This is a genomic window from Rhodovulum steppense, assembly GCF_004339675.1.
Lineage (GTDB): Bacteria > Pseudomonadota > Alphaproteobacteria > Rhodobacterales > Rhodobacteraceae > Rhodovulum > Rhodovulum steppense.
On the sequence record NZ_SLVM01000025.1, the window covers coordinates 23,649 to 50,091 of the forward strand.

The window sequence follows — 26,443 nt, forward strand, 5'->3', positions numbered from 1 at the left end:
GGGCTGGCCCCCCCCAGGCGACCGCAACAAGAGGCACGGATGTTCAGGAAAATCCTCATCGCCAACCGCGGCGAAATCGCGGTCCGCATCATCGCCACCGCCCGCCGGATGGGGGTGGCAACCGTCGCCGTCCATTCCGACGTTGACGAATACGCCGCCCATGTCGCCGCCGCCGACGAGGCGGTGCCCATCGGAGGCGCAGCGCCGACCGAAAGCTACCTGCGCGCCGAGCGCATCATCGCGGCCGCCCGCGCCACCGGGGCGCAGGCGATCCATCCGGGCTATGGCTTCCTGTCCGAGAACCCCGGTTTCGTCGATGCGGTCGAGGCGGCGGGGCTCACCTTCATCGGCCCTTCGGCCTCCGCGATCCGGGCGATGGGGCTGAAGGATGCGGCCAAGGCACTGATGGAACAGGCGGGCGTTCCGGTGGTGCCGGGCTATCACGGCGACAACCAGGATGACGAACACCTGGCCGGTGCGGCCGAGGCCATCGGTTATCCCGTGCTCATCAAGGCCGTGGCGGGCGGCGGCGGCAAGGGCATGCGCAAGGTGCTGGCCGCAGCCGATTTCCCCGCCGCCCTGTCCGCCGCCCGCTCCGAGGCCCGCAATGCCTTTGGCAATGATGCAGTGCTGATCGAGAAATATGTCGAGAAACCCCGCCATATCGAGGTTCAGGTCTTCGGCGACGGGGTGGACGCCGTGCATCTGTACGAACGCGACTGCTCGCTGCAACGCCGCCACCAGAAGGTGATCGAGGAAGCCCCCGCGCCCGGCATGACCGCCGAGATGCGCGCTGCGATGGGCGAGGCGGCGGTCAGGGCGGCGAAGGCCATCGGCTACAAGGGCGCGGGCACGGTCGAGTTCATCGTCGATGGCTCGGACGGGCTGAGGCCCGACCGGTTCTGGTTCATGGAGATGAACACAAGGCTTCAGGTCGAACATCCCGTGACCGAGGCGATCACCGGCCTCGATCTGGTGGAATGGCAGCTTCGCGTCGCCGCCGGAGAGGGGCTGCCGCTGCGGCAGGACGACATCCCGCTGACCGGCCATGCCTTCGAGGCGCGGCTTTACGCCGAGGATGTGCCCGCAGGCTTTCTGCCCGCCACGGGAACGCTGGCCCATCTGGCCTTTCCGCCCGGGCTGCGCGCCGATACGGGCGTGCGCACGGGCGACCGGATCAGCCCGTTCTATGACCCGATGATCGCCAAGATCGTCGTGCATGGCCCCACCCGCGCGGTCGCGCTGAACCGTCTGGCGCGCGCGCTGGACGAGACGCAGGTGGCGGGCACGGTGACGAACCTGGCCTTTCTCGGCCGTCTTGCCCGGCATGAAGGTTTCGCGCGGGGTGAGGTGGACACGGGCCTGATCGAGCGCGACCTTGCCGCGCTGACCGAGGCGCCAGGCCCCTCGCTGGCCGTGCAGGCCGCCGCTCTGCTGGAGGCCGCCGCGCTGCCCGAGGGGCCGCTTGCGGGCTTTGCGCTCTGGTCGCCGCTCCGTCGGATGCTGACGCTGGCCCATGCGGGCGAGGAGATCACGGGCGTGGTGATGGCCACCGGCCCCGGCCGCGCAGAGGTCGAGATCGCGGGCGAGTTGCTCGAGGCGCATCGCGACGCGGGTGGCTGGCGCATCGCGGGCCGCGCGCCGGGGCCGGTGCTGCGGGCGGGCGGCGCGATCCATGTCTTTGCGGGGGAGGCGGGCACCTTCGGTTTCGTGCCGCTTGATCCGCTGGACAGGGCCGCGGCGGTGCATGCCCATTCCGGCGTGATCGAGGCGCCGATGCCGGGCCTTGTCAAGGCGGTCTTTGCCACGGCAGGGCAGGCGGTGACGGTCGGCGAACCGCTGGCCATTCTCGAGGCGATGAAGATGGAACACACCCTGACCGCCCCGCGCGATGGCGTGGTGGCCGAGGTGATGGTCACGCCGGGCACCCAGGTCGAACCGCATGCGCCCCTGGTCCGGCTGGAGGACGAGGATGGCTGAGCGCGTCGAGATCTTCGAGGTCGGCCCGCGCGACGGGTTGCAGAACGAGAAGCGCCCGATTCCCACGGCTGAAAAGATCGCGCTGATCGACATGCTGTCGCGTGCCGGGTTCCGGCGGATCGAGGTGGCAAGTTTCGTCAGCCCGAAATGGGTGCCGCAGATGGCCGATGGCGCCGAGGTGCTGGCGGGCATCGCCCGCGCTCCGGGCGTGCGCTATGCCGCGCTGACGCCGAACATGCAGGGCTATGAACGGGCCAAGGCCGCGGGCGCGGACGAGATTGCGATTTTCGGCGCGGCCTCGGAAGGGTTCAGCCGGGCCAATATCAACGCGACCATCGCCGAAAGCCTGGACCGTTTCGCCCCGGTGGCCGAGGCGGCGCGGGCCGACGGGATGCGCATGCGCGGCTACATTTCCTGCGTGACCGACTGCCCCTATGACGGCCCGACGCCGCCCGCGCGCGTTGCCGAGGTGGCCGAACGGCTGATGTGCCTTGGCTGCTACGAGATCTCCCTTGGCGACACGATCGGGCAGGGCACGCCGGACAGCGTATCCGCGATGCTGCGTACGGTGCTCGACGTCGCGCCGCCCGACCGGCTGGCGGGGCATTTCCACGACACCGCGGGGCGGGCGCTGGCGAATATCGAGGCGTCGCTGTCTCTGGGCTTGCGGGTCTTCGACGCGGCGGTGGGCGGGCTTGGCGGTTGCCCCTATGCAAAGGGCGCCACCGGCAATGTGGCGACCGAGGCGGTGGCGGCGCGGCTGGCGGAACTGGGCTACGAGACCGGGCTTGATCTGGCGGTGATCCAGGCGGCGGCGGCGATGGCGCGCGCGATGCGCACAGGCGAGGGAGACGGGCGCGATGCGTGAGGAACTGGGGATCGAGATCGACGGGCGCGGCGTTGCGCGTCTGGTGCTGAACCGGATCGACAAGCACAACGCGCTGTCCGAAGATCTGATCGCGGCGCTGCATGCGGCGGCCGAGCGGCTTGGTGCCGATCCCGCGGTGCGCGTGGTCGTGCTGACCGGCAATGGCGCCAGTTTCTGCGCGGGCGGCGATCTGGCCTGGATGCAGGCCCAGATCGCGGCCGATGGCCCGACCCGGGCCGCCGCCGCGCGGCGGCTGGCGGGGATGCTGGGCGCACTGAACACCATGCCCAGGCCGCTGATTGGCCGGGTGCAGGGGCAGGCCTTCGGCGGCGGGGTGGGGCTTATGTCGGTCTGCGACGTAGCGGTGGGCGTGAATACCGCGCGCTTCGCGCTGACCGAGACCCGGCTCGGGCTGATCCCGGCCACCATCGGGCCCTATGTTGTCGCCCGTCTGGGCGAGGCGGCGGCGCGGCGGGTGTTCCTGTCGGGCCGACGTTTCGACGCGGGCGAGGCGGTGGCGATGGGCCTCTTGGCGCGGGCGGTGCCGGAATCGGAGCTGGACGCCGCGACCGAGGCCGAGATCGCACCCTTCCTGGCCTGTGCTCCGGGTGCTGTCGCCCGCGCCAAGGCGCAGCTGCGCGCACTGGGTCCGCGCATCGACGAGGCGGTGATCGAGGACAGCATCGCCCGCCTGGTGGAGGCCTGGGAAACCGACGAGGCGGCCGAGGGAATCGCGGCCTTCTTCGGTCGGCGCAAGCCGCGCTGGGCGGTCGGCGAGGGCGGCTGATACCCGTCCGAGGCCCCGCGGATTTCCGAGCTCCGGCGCGGAAAGGCCATGTTTTTCATCACTTTTCCCGGATGCGTCATTCCGGCGCGTTTTCAATGCGCACGACTGTATACATTTCTGCCCGGCCGCGCTAACAGAGGGGCCGAGGGCCTGGGACGGGCTTTGTTGACCCGCCCCCGGTGTCCCGGCTAACGTCGGGGTAGAAAAGACGCGCGAAAGAGTCAGCAATGCGCGCAGGACAGAAGGGAGAACCCGGTGGAAGAGCTTCTGAGCAACTACCTTCCCATCGCGATCTTCTTCGGCATGGTGGTGGCGCTTGGCCTTCTGCTGTTGCTGTCGGCCGTGGTGATCGCGGTCAGAAGCCCCGACCCCGAGAAGCTGTCGGCCTATGAATGCGGCTTCAACGCCTTCGACGATGCACGGATGAGCTTCGACGTGCGATTCTACCTCGTGGCGATCCTGTTCATCATCTTCGATCTCGAAATCGCCTTCCTGTTCCCCTGGGCCGTGTCCTTCGGCGAGATGGGGATGCTGGGCTTCTGGTCGATGATGGTCTTTCTGGGCGTCCTGACCGTGGGATTTGCGTATGAATGGAAGAAGGGGGCACTGGAATGGGCGTGACGACGAACCCCACGACCGCCGGCCCCGATGCCGAACAGGCCACGCGCGCGCTGAATGCCGAATTGCAGGATCGCGGTTTCCTTGTCACCTCTACCGCGGACATCATCAACTGGGCGCGCACCGGGTCCCTGCACTGGATGACCTTTGGTCTGGCCTGCTGCGCGGTCGAGATGATCCATGTCTCGATGCCGCGCTATGACCTCGAACGCTTCGGCACCGCGCCGCGCGCAAGCCCGCGCCAGTCGGACCTGATGATCGTGGCGGGCACGCTGACCAACAAGATGGCCCCCGCGTTGCGCAAGGTCTATGACCAGATGCCCGAGCCGCGCTATGTGATCTCGATGGGATCCTGCGCCAATGGCGGCGGCTATTACCACTACAGTTATGCGGTGGTGCGTGGTTGCGACCGGATCGTGCCGGTGGACATCTATGTGCCGGGCTGCCCGCCAACCGCCGAGGCGCTGCTGTACGGCATCCTGCAATTGCAGCGGAAGATCCGCCGCACCGGGACCATCGTTCGATGAGCGCAGAGATCGTAGCACATGTTGCCGACGCGGATGCGACGGTGTGTGACTTGGTCACATGCTTTCGTCCCCTCTCCGGCCCAGAAGGAGGGCGGAGGACGGCGTGCGTCCAGGCGGCGCGCGCAGGGAGGATGTCCGATGGATGAGGCTCTGAAGGAGCTTGGCCAGTATGTTGCCGCGCGCCGCAGCGACAGCGTGATCGGCTGGGAGGTGGCGTATCACGAACTGAACGTGACAGCCGCCCCGTCCGCGATCGTGGGGCTGGTCGAATTCCTGCGCGCGGACGCCACCTGCCGGTTCTCGACGCTGGTCGACATTACCGCGGTCGACTACCCCGAGCGCGAGGTGCGCTTCGACGTGGTCTATCATTTCCTGTCGATGTACCAGAACCAGCGTATCCGGCTGAGATGCGCTGTCCGCGAGGAAGAGATGATCCCCTCGATCGCGACCGTCCACCCCTCGGCCAACTGGTTCGAGCGCGAGGTGTTCGACATGTTCGGCATCATCTTTTCCGGCCATCCGGACCTGCGCCGCATCCTGACCGATTACGGCTTTCGCGGGCACCCGCTGCGCAAGGATTTCCCGACCACCGGCTATACCGAGGTGCGCTATTCCGAGACCGAAAAGCGCGTGGTCTACGAGCCGGTGAAACTGACGCAGGAATACCGGCTGTTCGATTTCATGAGTCCGTGGGAAGGCGCGGATTACATCCTGCCGGGCGATGACAAGGCCGCCGGGGCCAAGGGGCGGCCATGACCGGAGAGACGACGCTCATGTTCGGGGTCGGCGCGACCAAGGCGGGCACAAGCTGGCTGCACCGCTATCTGGCGGGCCATCCCGAATGCCATCTGCGCTCGATCAAGGAGCTGCATTTCTTCGATTCCCTGGAGGAGGGTCGGCTGGAGCGCGTGCGGGCGGAGCTTGACGAAGAGCGGGCCCGTCTTGCCGCGCGCCCGGTGTCGGCCAGCCGCGCCCGGGCCGAGACGCGCGCCCGGCGCATGGCCGATCTGGCGGACTGGTCGGCGGCCCTGTCGGCGGGAACCGAGGCGGGCTATCTGGATTACCTTGCCGCCGGTCGCGGGACGCGCCGCCTTATTGGCGACATAACCCCAGCCTATTCCCTGTTGCCGGTGGGGCGGTTGAAACGGATGGCGACGATGGCGTCGGATGTACGCTTCGTCTACCTTTTGCGGGACCCGGTCGACCGGCTCTGGAGCCATGTGCGCATGATCGCGCGCCGCCGCGCCAATCCGGGCGAGGCGATCGGGCCGAGGGCGGGGCGGATCCTGGCGCGGGTGCTGGCGGGCGATGAAACGCATATCGCAGAGCGGGGCGATTACCGGTCGGTGCTGACCCGACTGTGGGCGGCGGTCGATCCGACGCGGCTTTGTCTGTCCTACTATGAGGAACTGTTCTCGCAATCCTCGATCGACCGGATTTGCGGGTTCCTGGGGATCGCGACCAGGTCGGCCGAACTTGGTGTACGGGTGCATGCGGGCGTGCCGGTGCCGATGAGCCGCGAGCAGCGGCGCGCGGCGGCGGAATGGCTGGCGCCGCAATACGATTTCGTGGCAGAGCGGCTGGGGCGCGTGCCCCCTGTCTGGCAATCGCATCGGGTGGGGGTGTGAGATGAAGGACAACGCCATGGGTGCGCGGGCGGGTGAGCAGAGCATCCGCAACTTCAACATAAACTTCGGTCCGCAACACCCTGCGGCGCATGGTGTTCTGCGTCTTGTGCTGGAACTGGACGGCGAGATCGTGGAGCGCGCCGACCCGCATATCGGGCTGTTGCATCGCGGCACCGAGAAGCTGATGGAAAGCCGCACCTACCTGCAGAACCTGCCCTATCTCGACCGGCTGGATTACGTCGCGCCGATGAACCAGGAACATGCCTGGTGCCTGGCCATCGAAAAGCTGACCGGAACGCAGGTGCCGCGCCGGGCGCAACTGATCCGGGTTCTCTATTCGGAAATCGGGCGGGTGCTGAACCACCTTCTGAACGTCACCACGCAGGCGATGGATGTGGGCGCGCTGACGCCGCCGCTCTGGGGCTTCGAGGAACGTGAGAAGCTGATGATCTTCTATGAGCGGGCCTGCGGGGCGCGGCTGCATGCGGCCTATTTCCGGCCCGGTGGCGTGCACCAGGACCTGCCGCCCGATCTGATCGAGGATATCGACGCCTGGGCCGAAGCCTTCCCGAATGTCATGGACGATATCGACGGGTTGCTCACCGAGAACCGGATCTTCAAACAGCGCAACGCAGATATAGGGGTGGTAAGTCCGCAGGAGGCGCTGGACTGGGGCTTTTCGGGCGTGATGGTGCGCGGATCGGGCATGGCCTGGGACCTGCGCCGGTCGCAGCCCTATGAATGCTATGACGAATTCGAGTTCCAGATCCCCGTCGGCAAGAACGGTGATTGCTATGATCGCTATCTGGTCCGCATGGAGGAGATGCGCCAGTCGACTCACATCATCCGGCAGGCCTGCGAAAAGCTGCGGCGCGAACCGGGCGAGGTGCTGAATCGCGGCAAGATCGCGCCGCCGACGCGGGCCGAGATGAAGACCTCGATGGAGGCGTTGATCCATCACTTCAAGCTGTATACCGAGGGGTTCCACGTCCCCGCGGGCGAGGTCTATGCCGCGGTCGAGGCGCCCAAGGGCGAGTTCGGGGTCTATCTGGTAGCGGACGGCACCAACCGTCCCTATCGCGCCAAGCTGCGTGCGCCGGGCTTCCTGCATCTGCAGGCGCTGGACCACATGACACGCGGCCATCAACTGGCCGATGTCGCCGCGATCATCGGCACGATGGACGTGGTGTTCGGAGAGATCGACCGGTGATCCGGTCGCAGGCCATATCCGCCCTGCGTGCGGGGATGGCAGCCGTCGGCGCTGGGGCCGGTGGCAGGCTTGGTGCGTCGCGTCCCGCGGCGGGCAGGGCTGGGATGTCGGCGGGGGGCCGTCGGCATCGGAAGGGGGCTGTTGTGAACCCGGCGGGCGGCATTGGGTCGCCCACGGACCGGACCGCGCGGCAACGTGCGGGAACCACGACAGGGGCGCGTCTCGCCGTGCCCGCAACCCAAGGAGTGACATCCATGAAGACCCTCAAGACCTTGGCGATCCTCGCCGTCCTTTCGCCAGCCACGGCCATGGCCGAATCCTCGGTTTCGGCCTCCGATCTCGACAAGTTCCGCGCGGCGATGACTGCTACGAACTGCATGGTCAACAACGAACAGCAGGCCGGTCAGGTGGAACGCGACACCGGTTTCAGCGAGGCCAAACTGGAGGCCATCGTCGTCGAACTGCGCAAGCTTGGCGAAATCGAGAACATGAACGACCAGGGCGGCATCCGCCTGATTTCGGGAGACTGTGCCAAGTAATGCTGAGACGTCTGCACCACGAGCAACCGGACAGCTTCGCGTTCACGCCCGAGAACCGGGCGTGGGCCGAGGCCCAGATCGGAAAGTATCCGCCGGGTCGCCAAGCCAGCGCCATCATTCCGCTTCTGTGGCGCGCCCAGGAGCAGGAGGGCTGGCTGACCCGGCCTGCGATCGAACATGTCGCCGACATGCTTGGCATGGCGCATATCCGGGCGCTCGAGGTGGCGACGTTCTACTTCATGTTCCAGCTTTCCCCGGTCGGCTCGGTGGCCCATGTCCAGGTCTGCGGAACGACGTCCTGCCTGATCTGCGGGGCTGAGGACCTGATCGGGGTCTGCCGCGAAAAGATCGCCGACCGGCCCCATCACCTGTCGCCCTGCGGCCGCTTCAGTTGGGAAGAGGTCGAATGCCTGGGCGCATGTTCGAACGCGCCGATGGTGCAGATCGGCAAGGATTACTACGAGGATCTGACCGCCGAAGGGCTGGCCTTCATCCTCGACGAACTGGTCGCGGGCCGGGTGCCGCTGCCGGGGCCGCAGAACGGCCGCTTCGCCTCGGAACCCCTGGGCGGGCCGACCAGCCTGACCGGGCAGGGCGGACGGCGGATGGAGCATAACGCGTCGGTCGATCTGGCCCGGACAATCGGCGACACGATCAAGCGGATCGACGGGACCGAGGTGCCGCTTCTGACGCCCTGGCGTCGTGCGGGGGCTGCGGCGGAAGACGTCAAGACAGAAGGCGGCTGACGCGCTACAAAGGGCGTCGGATGAACAACCGTCGAAGCGGAGACAAGAGATGAATATTTCTCGCAGTGAAGCGAAGTTCAAGATGGCCATCTTCTGGTGGCTGTTGGCCGCCGTGATAGGCGTGACCGTAATGGCCTTTCTCGTCTGGATCGGCATCTGGGCCCTGGTGGCCTTTGCCGCGGGCGCAGGCACCGGTATCGTTGCAGGGTTCTTCCTGATCGCGAATTTCTGCCGGACCAACGAAGAGATGGCCGCAAGCGCCAAGGCGCTGCGCGAGGGCGAGGCTGCCCGCAAGCCCTATCTCGACGCGAATGCCGCCAAGGTACTCGTGTCGGCGAAGAAACCGGGTGCGGACGCCGCAAAGGTGGCGCCGACCGTGCCGAAATCGGCGCCCAAGGCGGCTGCGGCGCCGAAACCGGCACCGAAGCCCGCCGCCGCACCTGCGGTCGCGCCCGCCGCGGCCCCCGCACCGGTGGCCGAGACCGGAAAACGGCCCGCTTCGCTCAAGGCGCCGCGCAAGGGTGGTGCCGATGATCTGACGCGCATCAAGGGCGTCGGGGCCAAGCTTGAAAAGCTGTGCAATGATCTGGGCTTCTATCACTATGACCAGATCGCCAAGTGGACGCCGGAAGAGGTGGCCTGGGTCGACGAGAACCTCGAGGGTTTCAAGGGCCGCGTGAGCCGCGACGAATGGGTCGCACAGGCCAAGATCCTGGCCGCAGGTGGCGAGACCGAGTTTTCCAAGAAGACCGACTGAGGGAAACTCGACTGAGCAAGCTGCGACGGGTGGGGCGAAGACAGACGACGCGCGGCGGATCAAGGAGCCGGGTCCAGCAAGATGGACCGGCCCCGACCCCGCCGCCCGCCTTCCCCGCGGAGCCGGGCCGAGGGCAGGGTAACCTGCCCGTCGGCCGCCGCACCCGGCCTGTGTCGGGTGCTGTGCCCTGCCGCCTTGTGTGGGGCGCGACATGGAAGATCCGGCAGAACGGCCGGGACCAACGGGGATGAGCCATGCTGACCGATCAGGACCGCATCTTCACCAATCTTTACGGGATGCATGACCGCACCCTCTCCGGCGCGCGCGCCCGGGGTCATTGGGACGGCACGGCGGCGATCATCGCCAGGGGCCGGGACTGGATCATCGACGAGATGAAGAAATCCGGTCTGCGCGGCCGTGGCGGGGCTGGTTTCCCCACCGGTCTTAAATGGTCCTTCATGCCGAAGGAAAGCGACGGGAGGCCGCACTACCTGGTCATCAACGCGGATGAATCCGAGCCGGGCACCTGCAAGGACCGCGAGATCATGCGCCACGACCCCCACACGCTGATCGAGGGGGCGCTGATCGCGAGTTTCGCGATGGGGGCGCATGCGTCCTATATCTACATCCGCGGGGAATACATCCGCGAGCGCGAGGCGCTGCAAGCCGCCATCGACGAAGCCTATGATGCGGGGCTTCTGGGCCGGAACGCCGCGAAAACGGGCTGGGATTTCGACCTTTACCTGCATCATGGCGCCGGGGCCTATATCTGCGGCGAGGAAACGGCGCTGCTGGAAAGCCTGGAGGGCAAGAAGGGCATGCCCCGGATGAAGCCGCCATTCCCGGCTGGATCGGGCCTTTACGGCTGCCCGACCACGGTGAACAACGTCGAGTCCATCGCCGTCGTGCCCACCATCCTGCGTCGCGGCGGCGACTGGTTTGCCGGTTTCGGGCGACCGAACAATGCGGGCACCAAGATCTTCGCGATCTCGGGCCATGTGAACCACCCCTGCGTGGTCGAGGAAAGCATGTCGATCGGGCTGCGCGAACTGCTGGACCGGCATTGCGGCGGGGTGCGCGGCGGCTGGGACAATCTCAAGGCGGTGATCCCCGGCGGGTCGTCTGTGCCGCTGCTTCCGGCCAGTGTCTGCGACGAGGCGATCCTGGATTTCGACTGGCTGCGCGAGCAGCACTCGGCCTTCGGCACCGCGGCGGTGATCGTGATGGACCAGTCCACCGATGTCATCAAGGCGATCTGGCGGCTGGCGAAATTCTACAAGCACGAAAGCTGCGGCCAGTGCACCCCCTGCCGCGAAGGCACCGGCTGGATGATGCGGGTGATGGAGCGGCTGGTCACCGGCGAGGCAGAGATCGAGGAGATCGACATGCTGTTCGACGTCTCGAAACAGGTCGAGGGCCACACGATCTGCGCGCTGGGCGATGCCGCGGCCTGGCCGATCCAGGGCCTGATCCGGCATTTCCGCGACGAGATCGAGGACCGTATCAAGGCGCGCAAGACCGGGCGGGCCAGCGCGGTTGCGGCCGAGTGAGGGGCGGGGCGCACATAAGCGCGACCTTGTGGGGCTGTTATTGCATAGCAGCGCCCTTCGGCCCCATTTCGGGCAGCGATGGGGGCCGGTTGTCGGCACCCCGCGCCGTCGCGAAAGGAATTCCGCCCATGCGCCTGATCCTCTCTGCCGCCCTTGCCCTGGTCATGGCCGCCACGACCGTCCAGGCCGCCGAGGCCCGTCCGCCGCTGCGCGAGCATGTCGAGGTCAATCGCGGGCTGACCGTGATCGCCATCGCCGACATGATCCGCAAGAATTGCGACAGCATCGAGCCCAGGATGGTCCGCGCCTATGGCTTCATGCGCTCGTTGAAGAACGTGGCCAGCGCCGCGGGTTACTCCGACCGCGAGATCGAGACCTATGTCTCGGACAAGGCCGAGAAGAAGCGTATCGAGGACTCCGCCCGCGCCTGGCTGGTGGCGCGCGGCGTGCGGCCGGGCGAGGGGGCAAGCTACTGCCCGGTGGGCCTCGCTGAGATCGCGCGCAACAGCCAGGTCGGCGTTCTGTTGAGGGCGCGATGAGCGTGGGGGCTGGGCAGCACAGCGCCGGCGCGGCGGCAGGAATCGGTACGAGAGGCCCGCGCCGATAGGCGTGCGCGGCAGGGATACGACAGGGCAAGGGCATGGCAGAGCTACGCAAGATCATCATCGACGAGCACGAGATCGAGGTCGACCCCGCGATGACCGTGCTTCAGGCTTGCGAACTGGCGGGCATCGAGGTGCCGCGCTTCTGCTATCACGAACGGCTGTCGATTGCCGGGAACTGCCGGATGTGCCTTGTGGAAATCGTCGGCGGCCCGCCGAAACCCGCGGCCTCCTGCGCGATGCAGGTGCGCGACCTGCGCCCCGGCCCCGAGGGTCAGCCGCCCGTCGTGCGCACGAAGAGTCCCATGGTCAAGAAGGCGCGCGAAGGGGTGATGGAGTTCCTGCTCATCAACCACCCGCTGGACTGTCCGATCTGCGACCAGGGCGGCGAATGCGATCTGCAAGACCAGGCAATGGCTTACGGGGTGGATTTCAGCCGTTACCGCGAGCCCAAGCGCGCCACCGAGGACCTCGACCTTGGCCCGCTGGTGGCGACCTGCATGACGCGCTGCATTTCCTGCACCCGTTGCGTGCGCTTCACGACCGAGGTCGCGGGGATCACCCAGATGGGCCAGACCGGGCGCGGCGAGGATGCCGAGATCACGTCCTATCTGGGCCAGACGCTGGACAGCGAATTGCAGGGCAACATCATCGACCTGTGCCCGGTGGGCGCGCTGACCTCGAAGCCCTATTCCTTCACCGCCCGGCCGTGGGAACTGACCAAGACCGAGACCATCGACGTGATGGACGCGCTGGGCTCGAACATCCGGGTGGATACCAAGGGCCGCGAGGTGATGCGCATCCTGCCGCGCAACCATGATGGCGTGAACGAGGAATGGATCTCGGACAAGACCCGCTTCGTCTGGGACGGGCTGCGCCGCCAGCGGCTGGACAGGCCCTATATCCGCGAGAACGGCAAGCTCCGCCCCGCCACCTGGCCCGAGGCGCTGGCGGCAGCCGCCACGGCGATCAGGGGCGCGCGGAAGCTTGCGGGGCTCGTGGGCGATCTGGTGCCGGTCGAGGCCGCACTTGCGCTGAAGGAGCTGGTCGAGGGGCAGGGCGGGCATGTGGAATGCCGTGTGGACGGGGCGCGGTTGCCGGCGGGCAACCGTTCGGCCTATGTCGGCAATGCCGCGATCGAGGATATCGACCACGCCCGCAACATCTACCTGATCGGCACCAACCCGCGCGCCGAGTCGCCGGTGCTGAACGCGCGGATCCGCAAGGCATGGCTGCATGGGGCAAGTGTGCAGCGGGTCGGGCCGGTTGCAGACCTGACCTATGATGTTGCCGATCTGGGCGCGGACCGCGCGGCGCTGGCGCGTCTGGTCGAGGGCGCCGGACCGCAGGACAACGCGCTGGTGATCGTCGGGCAGGGTGCGCTGCGCGAGGCCGATGGCGCGGCGGTGCTGGCCGCGGCGATGCTTCTGGCCGAGAAGACCGGCGGCGGGATGCTGGTGCTGCACACGGCCGCCTCGCGGGTCGGCGCGATGGACCTGGGCTGCGTGAGCGCGCTTGGTCTTGCCGGACTGGTGGAGGACGCCGATGTGGTGCTGAACCTCGGTGCGGACGAGATCGACATCGCGCCGGGGCCTTTCGTGATCTACCAGGGCAGCCATGGCGACCGGGGCGCGCACCGCGCCGACGTGATCCTGCCGGGTGCTGCATACACGGAGGAGCCGGGGCTGTTCGTCAATACCGAGGGCCGGGCACAACTGGCGCTGCGCGCCGGTTTCCCGCCGGGCGATGCGCGCGAGAACTGGGCGATCCTGCGCGCACTGTCGGGCGAGCTGGGCGCGGCGCTGCGCTATGACACGCTGGCGGCGCTGCGCAAGCGGATGGTCGGGCGCATGCCGCATCTGGGACTGATCGACGAACTGCCGAAGAACACCTGGGAACCGCTGCCCGCAGCACCCCTGGGCAGCGGCGCGTTCGTCCCGGCGGTCAGGGATTTCTACCTGACCAATCCGATCGCGCGGGCCTCGCGGCTGATGGCCGAACTTTCCGCAAACGCCAAGGCGCGCCGCGCGCCGCCATTGGCAGCGGAGTAGCCGGTGCGGGGGGCTCGCCGTCATATCGCGCCGGTGGTGGCGCTGGCGCTGATGGCCGGGGCAGGCGCCTGCGCGCCCGATGTGCCGCCGCCCGCGCCCCAGCCCGATCTGGGCGTGGCGGCCCGCCCGGGCGAGCGGGCGCCGGCCTATCTGGGAGCCGAGGCAGCGCTTCTCAGCGCGGATCTGGTGAACATGGTCGTGCGGATGCGCGATCCGGAAAGCACCGCGACGATCGAGGCCTATGCGCGGTGCGCGGCGGCGAATTTCGCGCTGGTGCAGGGCATGGGCTTTCTGCGCCATGTGCGCACGCAGTTCGGGACGGAACGCGGCGGCGTGGTCACGGCCGATGCCGTTTACACGATGTCGACATCGCTGCCCCGCGGGGTCAGGACCATCGACGCCGAGGTGGTCGTGGCCGATTGCGTGGGGCGGGGAATACCGGCAGTCTGAGGGACGAAGGGACGAGATGACGAATTTTCTGGATAGCGGGTTCGGACTGGCGCTGACGATCATGGCGCAGTCGCTGATGGTCATTGCCTTCGTGATGATCTCGCTGCTGTTTCTCGTCTATGGCGACCGCAAGATCTGGGCGGCGGTGCAGTTGCGCCGGGGGCCCAACGTGGTCGGCGCCTTCGGGCTGTTGCAGACGGTGGCCGATGCGCTGAAATATGTGGTCAAGGAGGTCGTCGTGCCCGCGGGTGCGGACCGACCCGTGTTCCTGCTGGCGCCGATGATCGCCTTTGTCATGGCGATGCTGGCCTGGGCGGTGATCCCGTTCTCGGACCGGCTGGTGCTGGCCGATATCAACGTGGCGATCCTTTATGTCCTCGCGATCTCCTCGCTCGAGGTCTACGGGGTCATCATGGGGGGCTGGGCCTCGAACTCGAAATACCCGTTCCTCGGCTCGCTGCGCTCGGCGGCGCAGATGATCTCCTACGAGGTGTCGATCGGGCTCATCATCATCGGGGTGATCCTGTCCACCGGCAGCCTGAATTTCGGCGCCATCGTCGCGGCGCAGGATGGCAGTTTCGGGATCTTCTCGTGGTACTGGCTGCCGCATCTGCCCATGGTGTTCCTGTTCTTCATCTCGGCGCTGGCCGAGACGAACCGCCCGCCCTTCGACCTGCCCGAGGCCGAGTCCGAACTGGTGGCGGGCTATCAGGTCGAATATTCCTCGACGCCCTTCCTGCTGTTCATGGCGGGCGAGTATATCGCCATCTTCCTGATGTGCGCGCTGATGAGCCTGCTGTTCTTCGGCGGCTGGCTCTCGCCCATTCCGGGGCTGCCGGACGGGGCGATCTGGATGGTGCTGAAGATGGCGGGGTTCTTCTTCCTCTTTGCCATGGTCAAGGCCATCGTGCCGCGCTACCGCTATGACCAGTTGATGCGGCTGGGCTGGAAGGTGTTCCTGCCGATGTCGCTGGCCTGGGTGGTGATCGTGGCGTTCCTTGCGAAATTCGAACTGTTCGGCGGCGCCTATGCCCGCTGGGCGGTGGGAGGCTGACATGAGCAATGCACATCTGCGACCGCTAGCAGAGGCAATCAAAGAACTGAGCTTTGATGAGCTTTACGCTTTGGCTGACTGGATTCTGGCGAAGTATGATCCGGATTATTTCGCCGCGAAAAGCGAGGAAAAACAGGATCTTCTCTCGAAAGTGCTGAACAACATCGCGTCCGATGTGTTGGATGACATTGGAGGCTGACCCATGACCGCAATAGACTGGAAACGCGCCGGGAAATACTTCCTGCTGCTGGACTTCCTCGAAGGCTTCCGGCTGGGGATGAAATACTTTCTCGCGCCCAAGGCGACGCTGAACTACCCCCATGAAAAGGGGCCGCTTTCCCCCCGGTTCCGCGGCGAACATGCGCTGCGCCGCTATCCCAATGGCGAGGAACGCTGCATCGCCTGCAAGCTGTGCGAGGCGATCTGCCCGGCGCAGGCGATCACCATCGACGCGGAACCGCGTGCCGACGGGTCGCGCCGGACCACGCGCTATGACATCGACATGACGAAATGCATCTATTGCGGCTTCTGCCAGGAGGCCTGTCCGGTGGATGCCATCGTCGAAGGCCCGAATTTCGAGTTCGCCACCGAAACCCGCGAGGAACTGTTCTACGACAAGCAGAAACTGCTTGAGAACGGCGACCGCTGGGAAGCCGAGATCGCCCGCAACCTCGAACTGGATGCACCCTACCGATGAGCGGATACGCCAAACTCTTCGAACAGATGCTCGAGCAAAGCCACAAGATGGCCCGCGCCTTCAACCCGGCGCTGGAAAGCTTTCAGGTGCATGGCTTCGACAAGCTGATCCCCACCATGCCCAAGGACTTCATCGAAATGATGTGGGGCAACACCTTCAACCGCGAGGGGCTGGATGCCAAGACGCGGCTGCTGGTGGTGCTGGCGGGGCTGACGGTGCTGGGCGCGCAGGCCGACACCCAGTTCAAGCTGACCGTGCGCCACGCGCTGGAGGCGGGGGCCACCGAGCGCGAGATCGCCGAAGTGATCTACCAGATGGCGATGCTGGGCGGCATCCCGGCGATGACGCGCGCGCTGGAACTGGCGCAAACCGTGTTCGACGAGCGCCACAGGAACGAGGAGGACGGCGGATGAGCGTCGCGGATTTCGCATTCTACTGCTTTGCCTCGGTCACCGTTGCCTCTGGGCTGTTCGTGGTGCTGGCGCGCAACCCGGTCCATTCGGTGCTGTGGCTGATCCTGGCCTTCCTGTCCTCGGCGGGGCTGTTCGTTCTCCTGGGGGCCGAGTTCGTGGCGATGCTGCTGGTCATCGTCTATGTCGGCGCGGTGGCGGTGCTGTTCCTGTTCGTGGTGATGATGCTTGATGTCGATTTCTCCGAGCTCAAGGCCCGGATGGCGGCCTATTTCCCAATCGCGGCGCTGATCGGGGCGGTCTTCCTGGCGCAGCTCGTGATGGTGTTCGGCGTCTGGCAAAGCTCGGACGGGGCGGCGCAATTGCGCGGCGCACCCACGCCCGACCCGGCCGAGGTGCATAACACCAAGGCGCTGGGGAACCTGCTTTACGACCAGTATATTCACCTGTTCCAGACCGCGGGGCTGATCCTGCTGGTGGCGATGATCGGGGCGATCGTGCTGACGCTGCGCCACCGGACCGATGTCAAGCGGCAGGACGTGCTGGCGCAGATGTATCGCGATCCGGCGCGGGCGATGGAACTCAAGGACGTGAAACCGGGGCAGGGTCTTTGACCCCGGATCGCAGGAACAGGCGGGCAGCAACGCCCGGAGGGACGGAATGATCGGACTGGAACATTACCTGACGGTGGCCGCGGCGCTTTTCGTCATCGCCATATTCGGCATCTTCGTGAACCGAAAGAATGTCATCGTCATCCTGATGTCGATCGAACTGATGCTGCTGTCGGTCAACATAAACCTTGTCGCCTTTTCGGCCTATCTGGGCGATCTGGTGGGGCAGGTGTTTACCATGTTCGTCCTGACCGTCGCCGCTGCCGAGGCCGCCATCGGCCTTGCGATCCTCGTGTGCTTCTACCGCAACCGCGGCTCCATCGCGGTGGACGATGTCAACGTGATGAAGGGGTAGGCGCATGGAAAAGATCATCCTCTTTGCCCCCCTGATCGGCGCCATCCTGTGCGGGTTCGGCTGGCGTTTCCTTGGCGAGAAGGCCGCGCTCTGGACCACGACGGGCCTTGTGTTTCTGGCGATGCTGTTCTCCTGGGTGGTGTTCCTGGGCTTTGACGGCGAGACGCGGCAGGTCGAGATCTTCCGCTGGATCGAAAGCGGCAGCATGGTCGCCGACTGGGCGATCCGGGTGGACCGGCTGACCGCGATCATGCTGGTCGTGGTCACGACCGTCTCGGCCTTCGTGCACCTCTACAGCTTCGGCTACATGGATCACGACCCCGAATGGCGCGAGGGCGAGGTCTACAAGCCGCGCTTCTTCGCCTATCTGTCCTTCTTCACCTTCACCATGCTGGCACTGGTGACGGCGGACAACATCGTGCAGCTTTTCTTCGGCTGGGAAGGGGTGGGCGTCGCTTCGTACCTGCTGATCGGGTTCTATTACCGCAAGCCCTCGGCCAATGCCGCCGCGATCAAGGCGTTCGTGGTCAACCGGGTGGGCGATTTCGGCTTCCTTCTGGGCATCTTCGCGCTGTTCTTCCTGGTCGACTCGGTCAATTTCGACGACATCTTTGCCGCCGCGCCGACCATCGCGCAGACCGATCTGACCTTCCTCAACGGCACCTGGAACGCGGCCAATGTGGTGGGCGTGCTGCTGTTCATCGGGGCGATGGGCAAATCCGCGCAACTGTTGCTGCACACCTGGCTGCCTGACGCGATGGAGGGGCCGACGCCCGTTTCCGCCCTGATCCATGCCGCGACCATGGTGACGGCGGGGGTGTTCCTGATGTCGCGCATGTCGCCCATCCTGGAATTCGCCCCCGATGCGCAGACCATGATCGTGGTGGTGGGGGCTGCGACCGCCTTCTTTGCCGCGACCGTGGGGCTGGTGCAGAACGACATCAAGCGGGTGATCGCCTATTCGACCTGTTCGCAACTGGGCTACATGTTCGTTGCGGTCGGCGTGGGCGTCTATTCGGCGGCGATGTTCCACCTGTTCACCCATGCCTTCTTCAAGGCGCTTCTGTTCCTTGGCGCGGGCTCGGTCATCCATGCGATGCACCACGAACAGGACATGCGCCGCTATGGCGGGCTGAAGGACAAGATCCCCTATACCTTCTGGGCCATGCTCATCGGCACGCTGGCGATCACCGGGGTCGGGATCCCGCTGACCCATATCGGCTTTGCCGGCTTCCTGTCGAAGGACGCAATCATCGAAAGCGCCTGGGGCGGCGGGGCGACCTGGGCGTTCTGGACGCTGGTGTTCGCCGCGGCCATGACCAGCTTCTATTCCTGGCGGCTGATGTTCCTGACCTTCTGGGGCACGCCCCGGGGCGACAAGCACACCCACGAACATGCTCATGAAAGCCCCAGGACCATGCTGATCCCGCTGGGCGTGCTGAGCATGGGCGCTGTGGTCGCGGGCATGGTCTGGTTCTCGGGCTTCTTCGGCAGCCAGGAGCAGGTCAACCGCTTCTACGGCATTCCCAGCCCAGAGATCGCCGCCGTCGATGGCACGCCCGAGCATGCGCTGCCCGGTCAGGGCGCGCTTTACATGGCGCCGGACAATGACGTGATGGCGCAGGCAAAGGCTGCCCCGAAATGGGTCAAGTCCGCGCCCTTCCTGGCGATGCTGCTGGGGCTCGGGATCGCCTACATGTTCTATATCGGCGCCCCCGGCCTGCCCGAACGCACGACGCGAAGCTTCCGGCCGCTTTATCTGTTCCTGCTCAACAAGTGGTATTTCGACGAGCTGTTCGACGCCATCTTCGTGCGCCCGGCGAAAAGCATCGGCCGCGCCTTGTGGAAAGGGGGCGATGGCAGCGTGATCGACGGCGCGGTGAACGGGGTCTCGATGGGGATCGTGCCGTTCTTCACCCGCGTCGCGGGGCGGCTGCAATCGGGTTACCTCTACCACTACGCCTTTGCGATGGTGATCGGCATTGCCCTTCTCATCACCTGGATGATGCTGACCGGGGGGGCCGAGTGATGGAAAACCTTCTGTCGATCATCATCTTCACGCCGCTGATCGCCGCCCTGATCCTGGCCGTGTTCCTGCGCGGCGAGGATGCGGCGGCACAGCGGAACGCCAAGTGGCTGGCGCTGATCGCGACCACCGCGACCTTCCTGATCTCGCTCTTCGTGCTGTTCGGCTTTGATCCGTCGAACCCCGATTTCCAGTTCGTCGAGGACCGGGAATGGCTGATGGGGCTGCGCTACAAGATGGGCGTGGACGGTATTTCGGTGCTGTTCGTGATGCTGACGACCTTCCTCATGCCGCTGACCATCGCGGCCTGCTGGGACGTGACCCATCGCGTCAAGGAATACATGATCGCGTTCCTCGTGCTGGAAACGCTGATGATCGGCGTCTTCACCGCGCTCGATCTGGTGCTGTTCTACCTGTTCTTCGAGGGCGGGCTGATCCCGATGTTCCTGATCATCGGCATCTGGGGCGGCAAGGAACGCATCTATGCCACCTTCAAGTTCTTCCTCTACACCTTCCTCGGCTCGGTGCTGATGCTGGTGGCGATGGTGGCGATGTTCGTCGATGCGGGCACCACCGACATTCCCACACTCCTGCGGCATGAATTCAGCGCGGGCAGCCTGTCCTTTGCGGGACGCGAGATCGTGGGCGGCATGCAGACCCTGCTGTGGCTGGCCTTCTTCGCGAGCTTCGCGGTCAAGATGCCGATGTGGCCGGTCCATACCTGGCTGCCCGATGCCCACGTTCAGGCGCCCACCGCGGGATCGGTCGTGCTGGCCGCGATCCTGCTGAAGATGGGGGGCTACGGCTTCCTGCGCTTCAGCCTGCCGATGTTTCCGGTTGCCTCCGACATCTGGGCGCCGTTGGTGTTCTGGCTCTCCGCCATCGCGGTGGTCTATGCCTCGCTCGTGGCGCTGGCGCAGTCCGACATGAAGAAGCTGATCGCCTATTCCTCGGTCGCGCATATGGGCTTCGTGACCATGGGCATCTTTGCCGCGAACCAGCAGGGCGTGGACGGGGCGATCTTCCAGATGATCAGCCACGGCTTCATCTCGGGCGCGCTGTTCCTGTGCGTTGGCGTGCTCTATGACCGGATGCACACGCGCGAGATCGACGCCTATGGCGGGCTCGTGAACCGGATGCCGACCTATGCCTTCGTTTTCATGCTGTTCACCATGGCCAATGTCGGGCTGCCCGGCACATCGGGCTTCGTGGGCGAGTTCCTGACGCTGGCGGGCGTGTTCCAGGTGAACACCTGGGTCGCTGCGGTGGCCTGTACGGGCGTGATCCTGTCGGCGGGCTATGCGCTGTGGCTTTATCGCCGGGTGGTGTTCGGCGGGCTCATCAAGGAAAGCCTCAAGGCGATCCGCGACATGAACCTGCGCGAACGGGCGATCTTTGCGCCGCTGGTGGCGATGACGCTGCTTCTGGGCGTCTACCCGGCGCTGGTCACCGATATCGTCGGCCCCTCGGTCGAGGCGCTGTTGTCCAACTACCAGACCGCGCTAAACGCGGCCGAGGCCGCCACGCGGCTGGCGCAGAACTGAGGGGACCGCGATGATCTCTGACGATCTTTCCGTTGTGCTGCCCGAGATTGCGCTGGCCGTCTATGCCATGGTCGCGCTTCTGGCGGCGGTCTACACCGCCAAGGACAAGGCCGCGCCGGTTCTGATCTGGACCACCTCGGCGGTCTTCTTCGGCCTTGCCGTCTGGCTGGGTATGAGCGCGGGCGGAACCCGCACCGCCTTTGGCGGCGCCATCGTGGATGACGCTTTCGCGCGCTTTGCCAAGGTGGTGATCCTGATTTCGGCCGGGGCGGTGCTGCTGATGAGCACCGAGCATCTGCGCCGCTCGCGCGCCCTGATGTTCGAGTTTCCCATCCTCATCACGCTGGCTGTGGTCGGCATGATGCTGATGGTCTCGGCCGCCGACCTGATGACGCTCTACATGGGCCTCGAATTGCAAGCGCTCTCGCTTTACGTCGTGGCGGCGATGCGGCGCGACAGCCTGAAATCGACCGAGGCGGGACTGAAATATTTCGTCCTCGGCGCGCTGTCCTCGGGCCTGCTGCTGTATGGCGCCTCGCTGATCTATGGCTATTCGGGCACGACGCTGTTTGCGGGCATCCTCTCGACCATCGAGGGGGGTGAGATGCCGCTGGGCCTGCTGATCGGGCTCGTGTTCCTCATCACCGGGCTTGCCTTCAAGGTCTCGGCGGTGCCGTTCCACATGTGGACGCCCGATGTCTATGAGGGCGCGCCGACGCCAGTCACCGCCTTCTTCGCGACCGCGCCCAAGATGGCGGCCATGGCGCTGTTCGCCCGCGTGCTGCACGAGGCGTTCGGCTCCGTGCCGGGCGATTGGGGGCAGGTGATCGCGGTCCTGTCGCTTCTGTCGATGGTGCTGGGTGCGGTTGCCGCGATCGGGCAGCGCAACATCAAGCGGCTGATGGCCTATTCCTCGATCGCGCATATGGGCTATGCGCTGATGGGGCTGGCGGCGGGCACGCAACTGGGTGTGCAGGCGATGCTGGTCTACATGGCGATCTACATCACCATGAGCGTGGGCACCTTCGCCTTCATCCTGTCGATGCAGAAGGATGGCCAGCCCGTGACCGATATCCGCAGCCTGAACATGTTCGCCTCGCGCGAACCGGCCAAGGCGCTGGCGATGCTGGTCCTGCTGTTCAGCCTGGCGGGCGTGCCGCCGCTGGTGGGCTTCTTCGGCAAGTTCTATGTCGTTCGCGCGGCGGTCGATGCCGGGCTCGTGTGGCTGGCGGTGGCGGGGGTGATCGCCTCGGTCGTGGGGGCGTTCTACTACCTGCGCATCGTCTTCTACATGTATTTCGGCGAAGAGGGCGAGCCCCGGCTGGATGGCGCGATGCCCCCCGTCCTTTGGGGGTTCCTGATGGTTTCGGCCTTTGCGATGGTGGCCGGCGTCATCAACCTGTTCGGGATCGAGGGGCTGGCACTGAGCGCGGCGCAGACCCTTGTCAACTGAGCCCGGCGCCGGGCAGGGCGGCTGGCACTGGCCGTCGGGCCATGACCTGATCCTGCTCGACGAGGTCGACAGCACCATGGCCGAGGCCCGCCGCCGCGCGCCGCTGCCGCGGCCAACCTGGATCGTCGCCCGCCGCCAGAATGCCGCGGTGGGCCGTCGCGGCCGGGCCTGGGCCGCGCCCGAGGGCAACCTGTCGGCCACCCTGGTCATCGACCCCGGCTGCCCGCCCGCGCAGGCTGCCCTCTATTCCTTCGTTGCCTCCTACGCGCTGTTCGCGACGCTGACGGCCTATGTGGACGACCACGCGCAGATCGCGCTGAAATGGCCCAATGACGTGCTGCTGCGGGGCGGCAAGCTGGCGGGCATCCTGCTGGAATCGGACGGGGCGGGGGGGCGCGTCGCGCGGCTGGCCATCGGGATCGGGGTGAACCTGAACACCGCGCCCGCCGCCGTCGCGGTCGAGCTGCGCGGGCTGGCCCCCGTCACGCTGGCCGAACTGACGGGCGAACCGGTCGATCCGCTGGAATTCCTGGCCTTCCTCGCCGAACATTTCGCCCACCAAGACCGGTTCTTTCGCCGCCACGGCTTCGGCCCTCTGCGCGCCGCCTGGCTCGACCGAGCCGCGCGGCTGGGCCAGACCATCACCGCGCGCACCGGCACCGAGGAGCTGACCGGGACTTTCGTCACGGTGGACGAGGACGGCCAGCTTGTCCTAGAGACGGCGGGCGGGCGGCGCAGCATCGCCGCGGCCGACGTGTTCTTCTGAAGGGCGACGCATGCTTCTGTGCATCGACTGCGGCAATACCAATACCGTCTTCTCGATCTGGAATGGCGAACGATTCCTGTGCACGCTCAGGACCGCGACCGAGCATACACGCACGGCGGATCAGTATTTCGTCTGGTTCTCGACGCTGATGCAGCATCACGGAATCCGGCCCGAGATCACCGATGTCATCATCTCGTCCACCGTGCCGCGCGTCGTCTTCAACCTGCGCGTCTTTGCCGACCGCTTCTTCAACGCGCGCCCTCTGGTCGTGGGCAAGCCCGATTGCCTGCTGCCACATGCGCCGCGCGTGGACCAGGGCACGAATGTCGGCCCGGACCGGCTGGTGAACACCGCGGGAGCTTTTGACCGGCACGGCGGCGACCTGATCGTGGTCGATTTCGGTACCGCCACCACCTTTGACGTGGTGGCCCATGACGGGGCCTATATCGGCGGCGTGATCGCTCCCGGGGTGAACCTGTCGCTGGAAGCGCTGCACATGGCGGCCGCTGCGCTGCCGCATGTCGACGTGACGAAACCCCAGTCGGTGATCGGCACGAATACGGTTGCCTGCATGCAGTCAGGCGTGTTCTGGGGCTATGTCGGTCTCGTGCGCGAGATCTGCTCGCGGATCCGGGGCGAATACGACCGGCCCATGCGCATCATTGGCACCGGTGGGCTCGCGTCGTTGTTCGCGCAGGCCGATGTGCTATTTGACACCATCGAGGATGACCTGACCATGCACGGCCTGACCGTGATCCATGCCTACAACAAGGAAAACGGGGCAGAATGAGCAGCGAAAGATTGATCTATCTGGCCCTCGGCGGTGCCGGGGAAATCGGGATGAACGCCTATGTCTACGGCTATGGCGTGCCCGGCAAGGAACGGCTGATCCTCGTCGATATCGGCGTGACCTTCCCCAACATGGACAGCTCGCCCGGGGTCGACCTGATCTATGCCGACATCGCCTGGCTGGAGGAACGCCGCGACCGGCTGGAGGCGATCTTCATCACCCATGCCCACGAGGATCACGTCGGCGCGCTGGGCCTTGCCTGGCAGCGTCTGCGCGCGCCGGTCTATGCACGCCCCTTCACCGCGCTGCATGCCTGCCGCAAGATGGAGGAACGCGGACAGGATCCCGCCATGATCACCGTGGTCGAGCCCTGGCCGCATCGCATTGAGGCGGGGCCGTTCACGGTGTCGTTCCTGCCCGTTTCGCATTCGATCCCGGAAAGCTCGTCCATGGTGATCGACACGCCCGCGGGCCGCATCGTGCATACCGGCGATTTCAAGCTCGACCCGACCCCGCTGGTGGGCGAGCCTTTCGATCGCGCATTGTGGGAGGAGGTGGCGAAACCCGGCGTCAAGGTTCTGGCCTGCGATTCCACGAATGTCTTCTCGCCCCATCCCGGCCGGTCCGAGGCAACGCTGGGCCCCGCCATCCGCCAGCTGGTGGAACGCGCGCCGCGCATGGTGGTGGCGACCACCTTCGCCTCGAACATCGCCCGGGTGCGCACGCTGGCCATTGCGGGGCGCGAGGCGGGCCGGTCGGTCTGTCTCATGGGGCGGGCAATGCGGCGGATGATCGAGGCGGGCGTCGAGTCGGGCGTGCTGACCGATTTCCCGCCGACCGTGCCGCCCGAAATGGCCGCCGGCATCCCGCGCGAGAACCTGATGCTGGTCGTCACCGGCAGCCAGGGCGAACGGCGCGCGGCCTCGGCGCAATTGTCGCGCGGCAAGTATCTGGGGCTGGAACTGAAAGAGGGCGACCTGTTCCTGTTCTCGTCCAAGACCATCCCCGGCAACGAGCGCGACGTGCTGCGCATCGTCAATTCCTTCTCCGAGATGGGGGTGGATGTGGTCGATGACGGCGCCGATCTCTACCATGTCTCGGGCCATGCGAACCGGCCCGACCTGTCCACGATCCACAAGCTGATGGCGCCGCAGATGGTGGTGCCGATGCATGGCGAGCACCGCCACCTGCGCGAGCATGTCAAGCTGGCGGCCGAGAACGGGCTTGCCGCGGCCCTTGCGCCGAATGGCACGATGCTGGACCTGACCGGCGCGGTGCCGGTCGTGGCGGGCCATGTCGAGACGGGCCGCACCTATCTGGACGGCAAGGTGCAGATCGGGGCGCTGGACGGGGTCGTGCGCGACCGTATCCGCATGGCGCTGAACGGGCATGTCACGGTGACGCTGATCCTTGACGAGGACGACACGCCGCTGGGCGAGCCCTGGGTGGAACTTTCGGGCCTGCCCGAAACCGTGCCGGGCGGCGCGCCGCTGTCCGGAGTTCTGGAACAGGCGCTGGAGCGGTTCCTGGCCCGCGCCGATGACCGGTTGTTGACTGACGAGGACCTGCTGGAAAAGGATCTGAGGATTCTCGCGCGACGCACCACCGAGAACGAGATCGGCAAGCGCCCCGAGGTGACGGTGGTGATAAGCCGCCTGTCCTGAAGCCGTCCGGATGGGCAAAAGACGGGCGGGGGGTGGTGAGCGAGCAGAGCCATATCGGGACGAACCTTGGATCTGGGGCGTGGTCACCGGCAGCGCGGTGGCGATGCTCGTGGCGTTCACGCCGCATTGGGTGGTCTGGGGGGCGGTGCTGCTGTGGCTCGCCCTCTGCTGGCCAAGCGCCATTGTCGGGTTGACGGATGGGCCCAGCCGGACCTGGCTGGCGGCAAGCCTGCGGAAATACACCTATACCCAAATCTACACCACGCTGACCCGGCGCAACGTGATGTGGGTCTGGCGTCGGTATTGCGACGAGGCCAGCGACCGGGACGGCTTGCCAGCGCTGTTCGCACCGCGCTGACCTGGCGGCTTTACGACACCGCCCTGCTGCTGGCGTTGGCCTATCCGCTGCTGTTGCTGGTCGGACAGTGGGTGGTGACGGGCGGTGAGGGGCGTGTGGGCAGTTTCATTGTCATGCCCGAGGCTGGGTTTTGGCCAGAGCAGGCATTGGTGCTGGGCGCTTTCGGTCTCCTCGCCTTCGGCTTCATCGTCCGATTGAACCGCGCCGGGTTTGCCGGAGGCTCCAACTTCTGAGTAGGATGGAGCATGATGAGCAAGACGACGAACAAGGTTTTCCCCCGAAATGCGCGAGCGTGCGGTGCGGCTGGTCCTCGACAGTTCGGCGGGCCGCGCCATGGGTTCGAGCGGACCGCCGAACGGTCAGCATGGATCGCGCTTGCAGGCAGTCATGTCGATTTCCGCG

General features: G+C 66.1%; 28 protein-coding genes and 1 pseudogene. All 29 read left to right on the forward strand.

Going from position 1 to position 26,443, the window contains the following annotated elements; genetic code table 11:
- The first annotated feature begins 39 nt into the window (after positions 1-39).
- Complete coding sequence (locus EV216_RS14520) at positions 40-1,980, forward strand: ATP-binding protein (RefSeq protein ID WP_132696254.1); 1,941 nt, start codon at positions 40-42, stop codon at positions 1,978-1,980.
- The gene (locus EV216_RS14525; protein ID WP_132696255.1) at positions 1,973-2,848 is read left to right on the forward strand and encodes a hydroxymethylglutaryl-CoA lyase; all 876 of its coding nucleotides are present in this window, start codon (positions 1,973-1,975) and stop codon (positions 2,846-2,848) included. The genes EV216_RS14520 and EV216_RS14525 overlap by 8 nt, the downstream gene beginning before the upstream one ends.
- A complete protein-coding gene (locus tag EV216_RS14530) occupies positions 2,841-3,635 on the forward strand; it encodes a crotonase/enoyl-CoA hydratase family protein (RefSeq protein WP_132696256.1) in 795 nt (264 codons plus the stop codon). The genes EV216_RS14525 and EV216_RS14530 overlap by 8 nt, the downstream gene beginning before the upstream one ends.
- A 255-nt stretch (positions 3,636-3,890) precedes the next feature.
- Positions 3,891-4,256 (forward strand): NADH-quinone oxidoreductase subunit A, encoded by a 366-nt coding sequence (locus EV216_RS14535; RefSeq protein ID WP_132696257.1) that lies wholly within the window; start codon positions 3,891-3,893, stop codon positions 4,254-4,256.
- Positions 4,247-4,780 carry a NuoB/complex I 20 kDa subunit family protein gene (locus EV216_RS14540; protein WP_132696258.1) on the forward strand — a complete coding sequence of 178 codons (534 nt, stop codon included), beginning with the start codon at positions 4,247-4,249 and terminating at the stop codon, positions 4,778-4,780. The genes EV216_RS14535 and EV216_RS14540 overlap by 10 nt, the downstream gene beginning before the upstream one ends.
- A gap of 138 nt (positions 4,781-4,918) precedes the next feature.
- Positions 4,919-5,536, forward strand: coding sequence for an NADH-quinone oxidoreductase subunit C (locus tag EV216_RS14545; protein WP_132696259.1), 618 nt, complete (start codon positions 4,919-4,921; stop codon positions 5,534-5,536).
- Positions 5,533-6,408 (forward strand): sulfotransferase family protein, encoded by an 876-nt coding sequence (locus EV216_RS14550; RefSeq protein ID WP_132696260.1) that lies wholly within the window; start codon positions 5,533-5,535, stop codon positions 6,406-6,408. Before EV216_RS14545 ends, EV216_RS14550 begins: the two co-directional genes overlap by 4 nt.
- 1 nt (position 6,409) lies before the next feature.
- Positions 6,410-7,618, forward strand: coding sequence for an NADH-quinone oxidoreductase subunit D (locus EV216_RS14555; protein ID WP_132696261.1), 1,209 nt, complete (start codon positions 6,410-6,412; stop codon positions 7,616-7,618).
- A gap of 254 nt (positions 7,619-7,872) precedes the next feature.
- Positions 7,873-8,157 (forward strand): hypothetical protein, encoded by a 285-nt coding sequence (locus tag EV216_RS14560; protein WP_132696262.1) that lies wholly within the window; start codon positions 7,873-7,875, stop codon positions 8,155-8,157.
- A pseudogene (nuoE, locus tag EV216_RS14565) lies at positions 8,157-8,870 on the forward strand (NADH-quinone oxidoreductase subunit NuoE); the annotation flags it as partial. The gene EV216_RS14560 and the pseudogene nuoE, both read left to right, overlap by 1 nt.
- Positions 8,871-8,985: 115 nt before the next feature.
- The gene (locus EV216_RS18695) at positions 8,986-9,660 is read left to right on the forward strand and encodes an NADH:ubiquinone oxidoreductase (RefSeq protein WP_243642091.1); all 675 of its coding nucleotides are present in this window, start codon (positions 8,986-8,988) and stop codon (positions 9,658-9,660) included.
- 254 nt (positions 9,661-9,914) lie between these two features.
- On the forward strand, positions 9,915-11,210 hold the full coding sequence (nuoF, locus tag EV216_RS14580) for an NADH-quinone oxidoreductase subunit NuoF (protein WP_132696265.1): 1,296 nt from the start codon (positions 9,915-9,917) through the stop codon (positions 11,208-11,210).
- Between the two features lie 128 nt (positions 11,211-11,338).
- The gene (locus tag EV216_RS14585) at positions 11,339-11,749 is read left to right on the forward strand and encodes a DUF5333 domain-containing protein (protein WP_132696266.1); all 411 of its coding nucleotides are present in this window, start codon (positions 11,339-11,341) and stop codon (positions 11,747-11,749) included.
- A 101-nt stretch (positions 11,750-11,850) separates the two neighbouring features.
- The gene (nuoG, locus tag EV216_RS14590) at positions 11,851-13,863 is read left to right on the forward strand and encodes an NADH-quinone oxidoreductase subunit NuoG (protein ID WP_132696267.1); all 2,013 of its coding nucleotides are present in this window, start codon (positions 11,851-11,853) and stop codon (positions 13,861-13,863) included.
- Between the two features lie 3 nt (positions 13,864-13,866).
- Entirely contained in the window at positions 13,867-14,313 is a 447-nt protein-coding gene (locus tag EV216_RS14595; protein ID WP_243642092.1) for a hypothetical protein, read from the forward strand.
- A 16-nt stretch (positions 14,314-14,329) separates the two neighbouring features.
- Positions 14,330-15,367 carry an NADH-quinone oxidoreductase subunit NuoH gene (gene nuoH / locus EV216_RS14600; RefSeq protein ID WP_132696268.1) on the forward strand — a complete coding sequence of 346 codons (1,038 nt, stop codon included), beginning with the start codon at positions 14,330-14,332 and terminating at the stop codon, positions 15,365-15,367.
- Position 15,368: 1 nt separating this feature from the next.
- The gene (locus EV216_RS14605; protein ID WP_132696269.1) at positions 15,369-15,566 is read left to right on the forward strand and encodes a hypothetical protein; all 198 of its coding nucleotides are present in this window, start codon (positions 15,369-15,371) and stop codon (positions 15,564-15,566) included.
- Between the two features lie 3 nt (positions 15,567-15,569).
- Positions 15,570-16,064 carry an NADH-quinone oxidoreductase subunit NuoI gene (gene nuoI, locus EV216_RS14610; RefSeq protein ID WP_132696270.1) on the forward strand — a complete coding sequence of 165 codons (495 nt, stop codon included), beginning with the start codon at positions 15,570-15,572 and terminating at the stop codon, positions 16,062-16,064.
- Positions 16,061-16,477, forward strand: coding sequence for a carboxymuconolactone decarboxylase family protein (locus EV216_RS14615; RefSeq protein WP_132696271.1), 417 nt, complete (start codon positions 16,061-16,063; stop codon positions 16,475-16,477). The genes nuoI and EV216_RS14615 overlap by 4 nt, the downstream gene beginning before the upstream one ends.
- Positions 16,474-17,088: an NADH-quinone oxidoreductase subunit J gene (locus EV216_RS14620; RefSeq protein ID WP_132696272.1), complete on the forward strand. Its 615-nt coding sequence runs from the start codon at positions 16,474-16,476 to the stop codon at positions 17,086-17,088. The genes EV216_RS14615 and EV216_RS14620 overlap by 4 nt, the downstream gene beginning before the upstream one ends.
- Before the next feature lie 46 nt (positions 17,089-17,134).
- Entirely contained in the window at positions 17,135-17,440 is a 306-nt protein-coding gene (gene nuoK, locus EV216_RS14625) for an NADH-quinone oxidoreductase subunit NuoK (RefSeq protein WP_132696273.1), read from the forward strand.
- Between the two features lie 4 nt (positions 17,441-17,444).
- Positions 17,445-19,469 (forward strand): NADH-quinone oxidoreductase subunit L, encoded by a 2,025-nt coding sequence (gene nuoL, locus EV216_RS14630; RefSeq protein ID WP_132696274.1) that lies wholly within the window; start codon positions 17,445-17,447, stop codon positions 19,467-19,469.
- Positions 19,469-21,010: an NADH-quinone oxidoreductase subunit M gene (locus tag EV216_RS14635; RefSeq protein WP_132696275.1), complete on the forward strand. Its 1,542-nt coding sequence runs from the start codon at positions 19,469-19,471 to the stop codon at positions 21,008-21,010. Before nuoL ends, EV216_RS14635 begins: the two co-directional genes overlap by 1 nt.
- 10 nt (positions 21,011-21,020) lie before the next feature.
- Positions 21,021-22,463, forward strand: coding sequence for an NADH-quinone oxidoreductase subunit NuoN (nuoN, locus tag EV216_RS14640; protein ID WP_132696276.1), 1,443 nt, complete (start codon positions 21,021-21,023; stop codon positions 22,461-22,463).
- Entirely contained in the window at positions 22,453-23,229 is a 777-nt protein-coding gene (locus EV216_RS14645; protein WP_132696277.1) for a biotin--[acetyl-CoA-carboxylase] ligase, read from the forward strand. Before nuoN ends, EV216_RS14645 begins: the two co-directional genes overlap by 11 nt.
- A gap of 10 nt (positions 23,230-23,239) precedes the next feature.
- On the forward strand, positions 23,240-24,019 hold the full coding sequence (locus EV216_RS14650) for a type III pantothenate kinase (RefSeq protein WP_132696278.1): 780 nt from the start codon (positions 23,240-23,242) through the stop codon (positions 24,017-24,019).
- A complete protein-coding gene (locus EV216_RS14655; protein ID WP_132696279.1) occupies positions 24,016-25,683 on the forward strand; it encodes a ribonuclease J in 1,668 nt (555 codons plus the stop codon). Before EV216_RS14650 ends, EV216_RS14655 begins: the two co-directional genes overlap by 4 nt.
- 79 nt (positions 25,684-25,762) lie before the next feature.
- Positions 25,763-26,041, forward strand: coding sequence for a hypothetical protein (locus tag EV216_RS14660; protein WP_132696280.1), 279 nt, complete (start codon positions 25,763-25,765; stop codon positions 26,039-26,041).
- Positions 26,042-26,076: 35 nt separating this feature from the next.
- On the forward strand, positions 26,077-26,274 hold the full coding sequence (locus tag EV216_RS14665; RefSeq protein ID WP_132696281.1) for a hypothetical protein: 198 nt from the start codon (positions 26,077-26,079) through the stop codon (positions 26,272-26,274).
- Positions 26,275-26,443 lie beyond the last annotated feature (169 nt).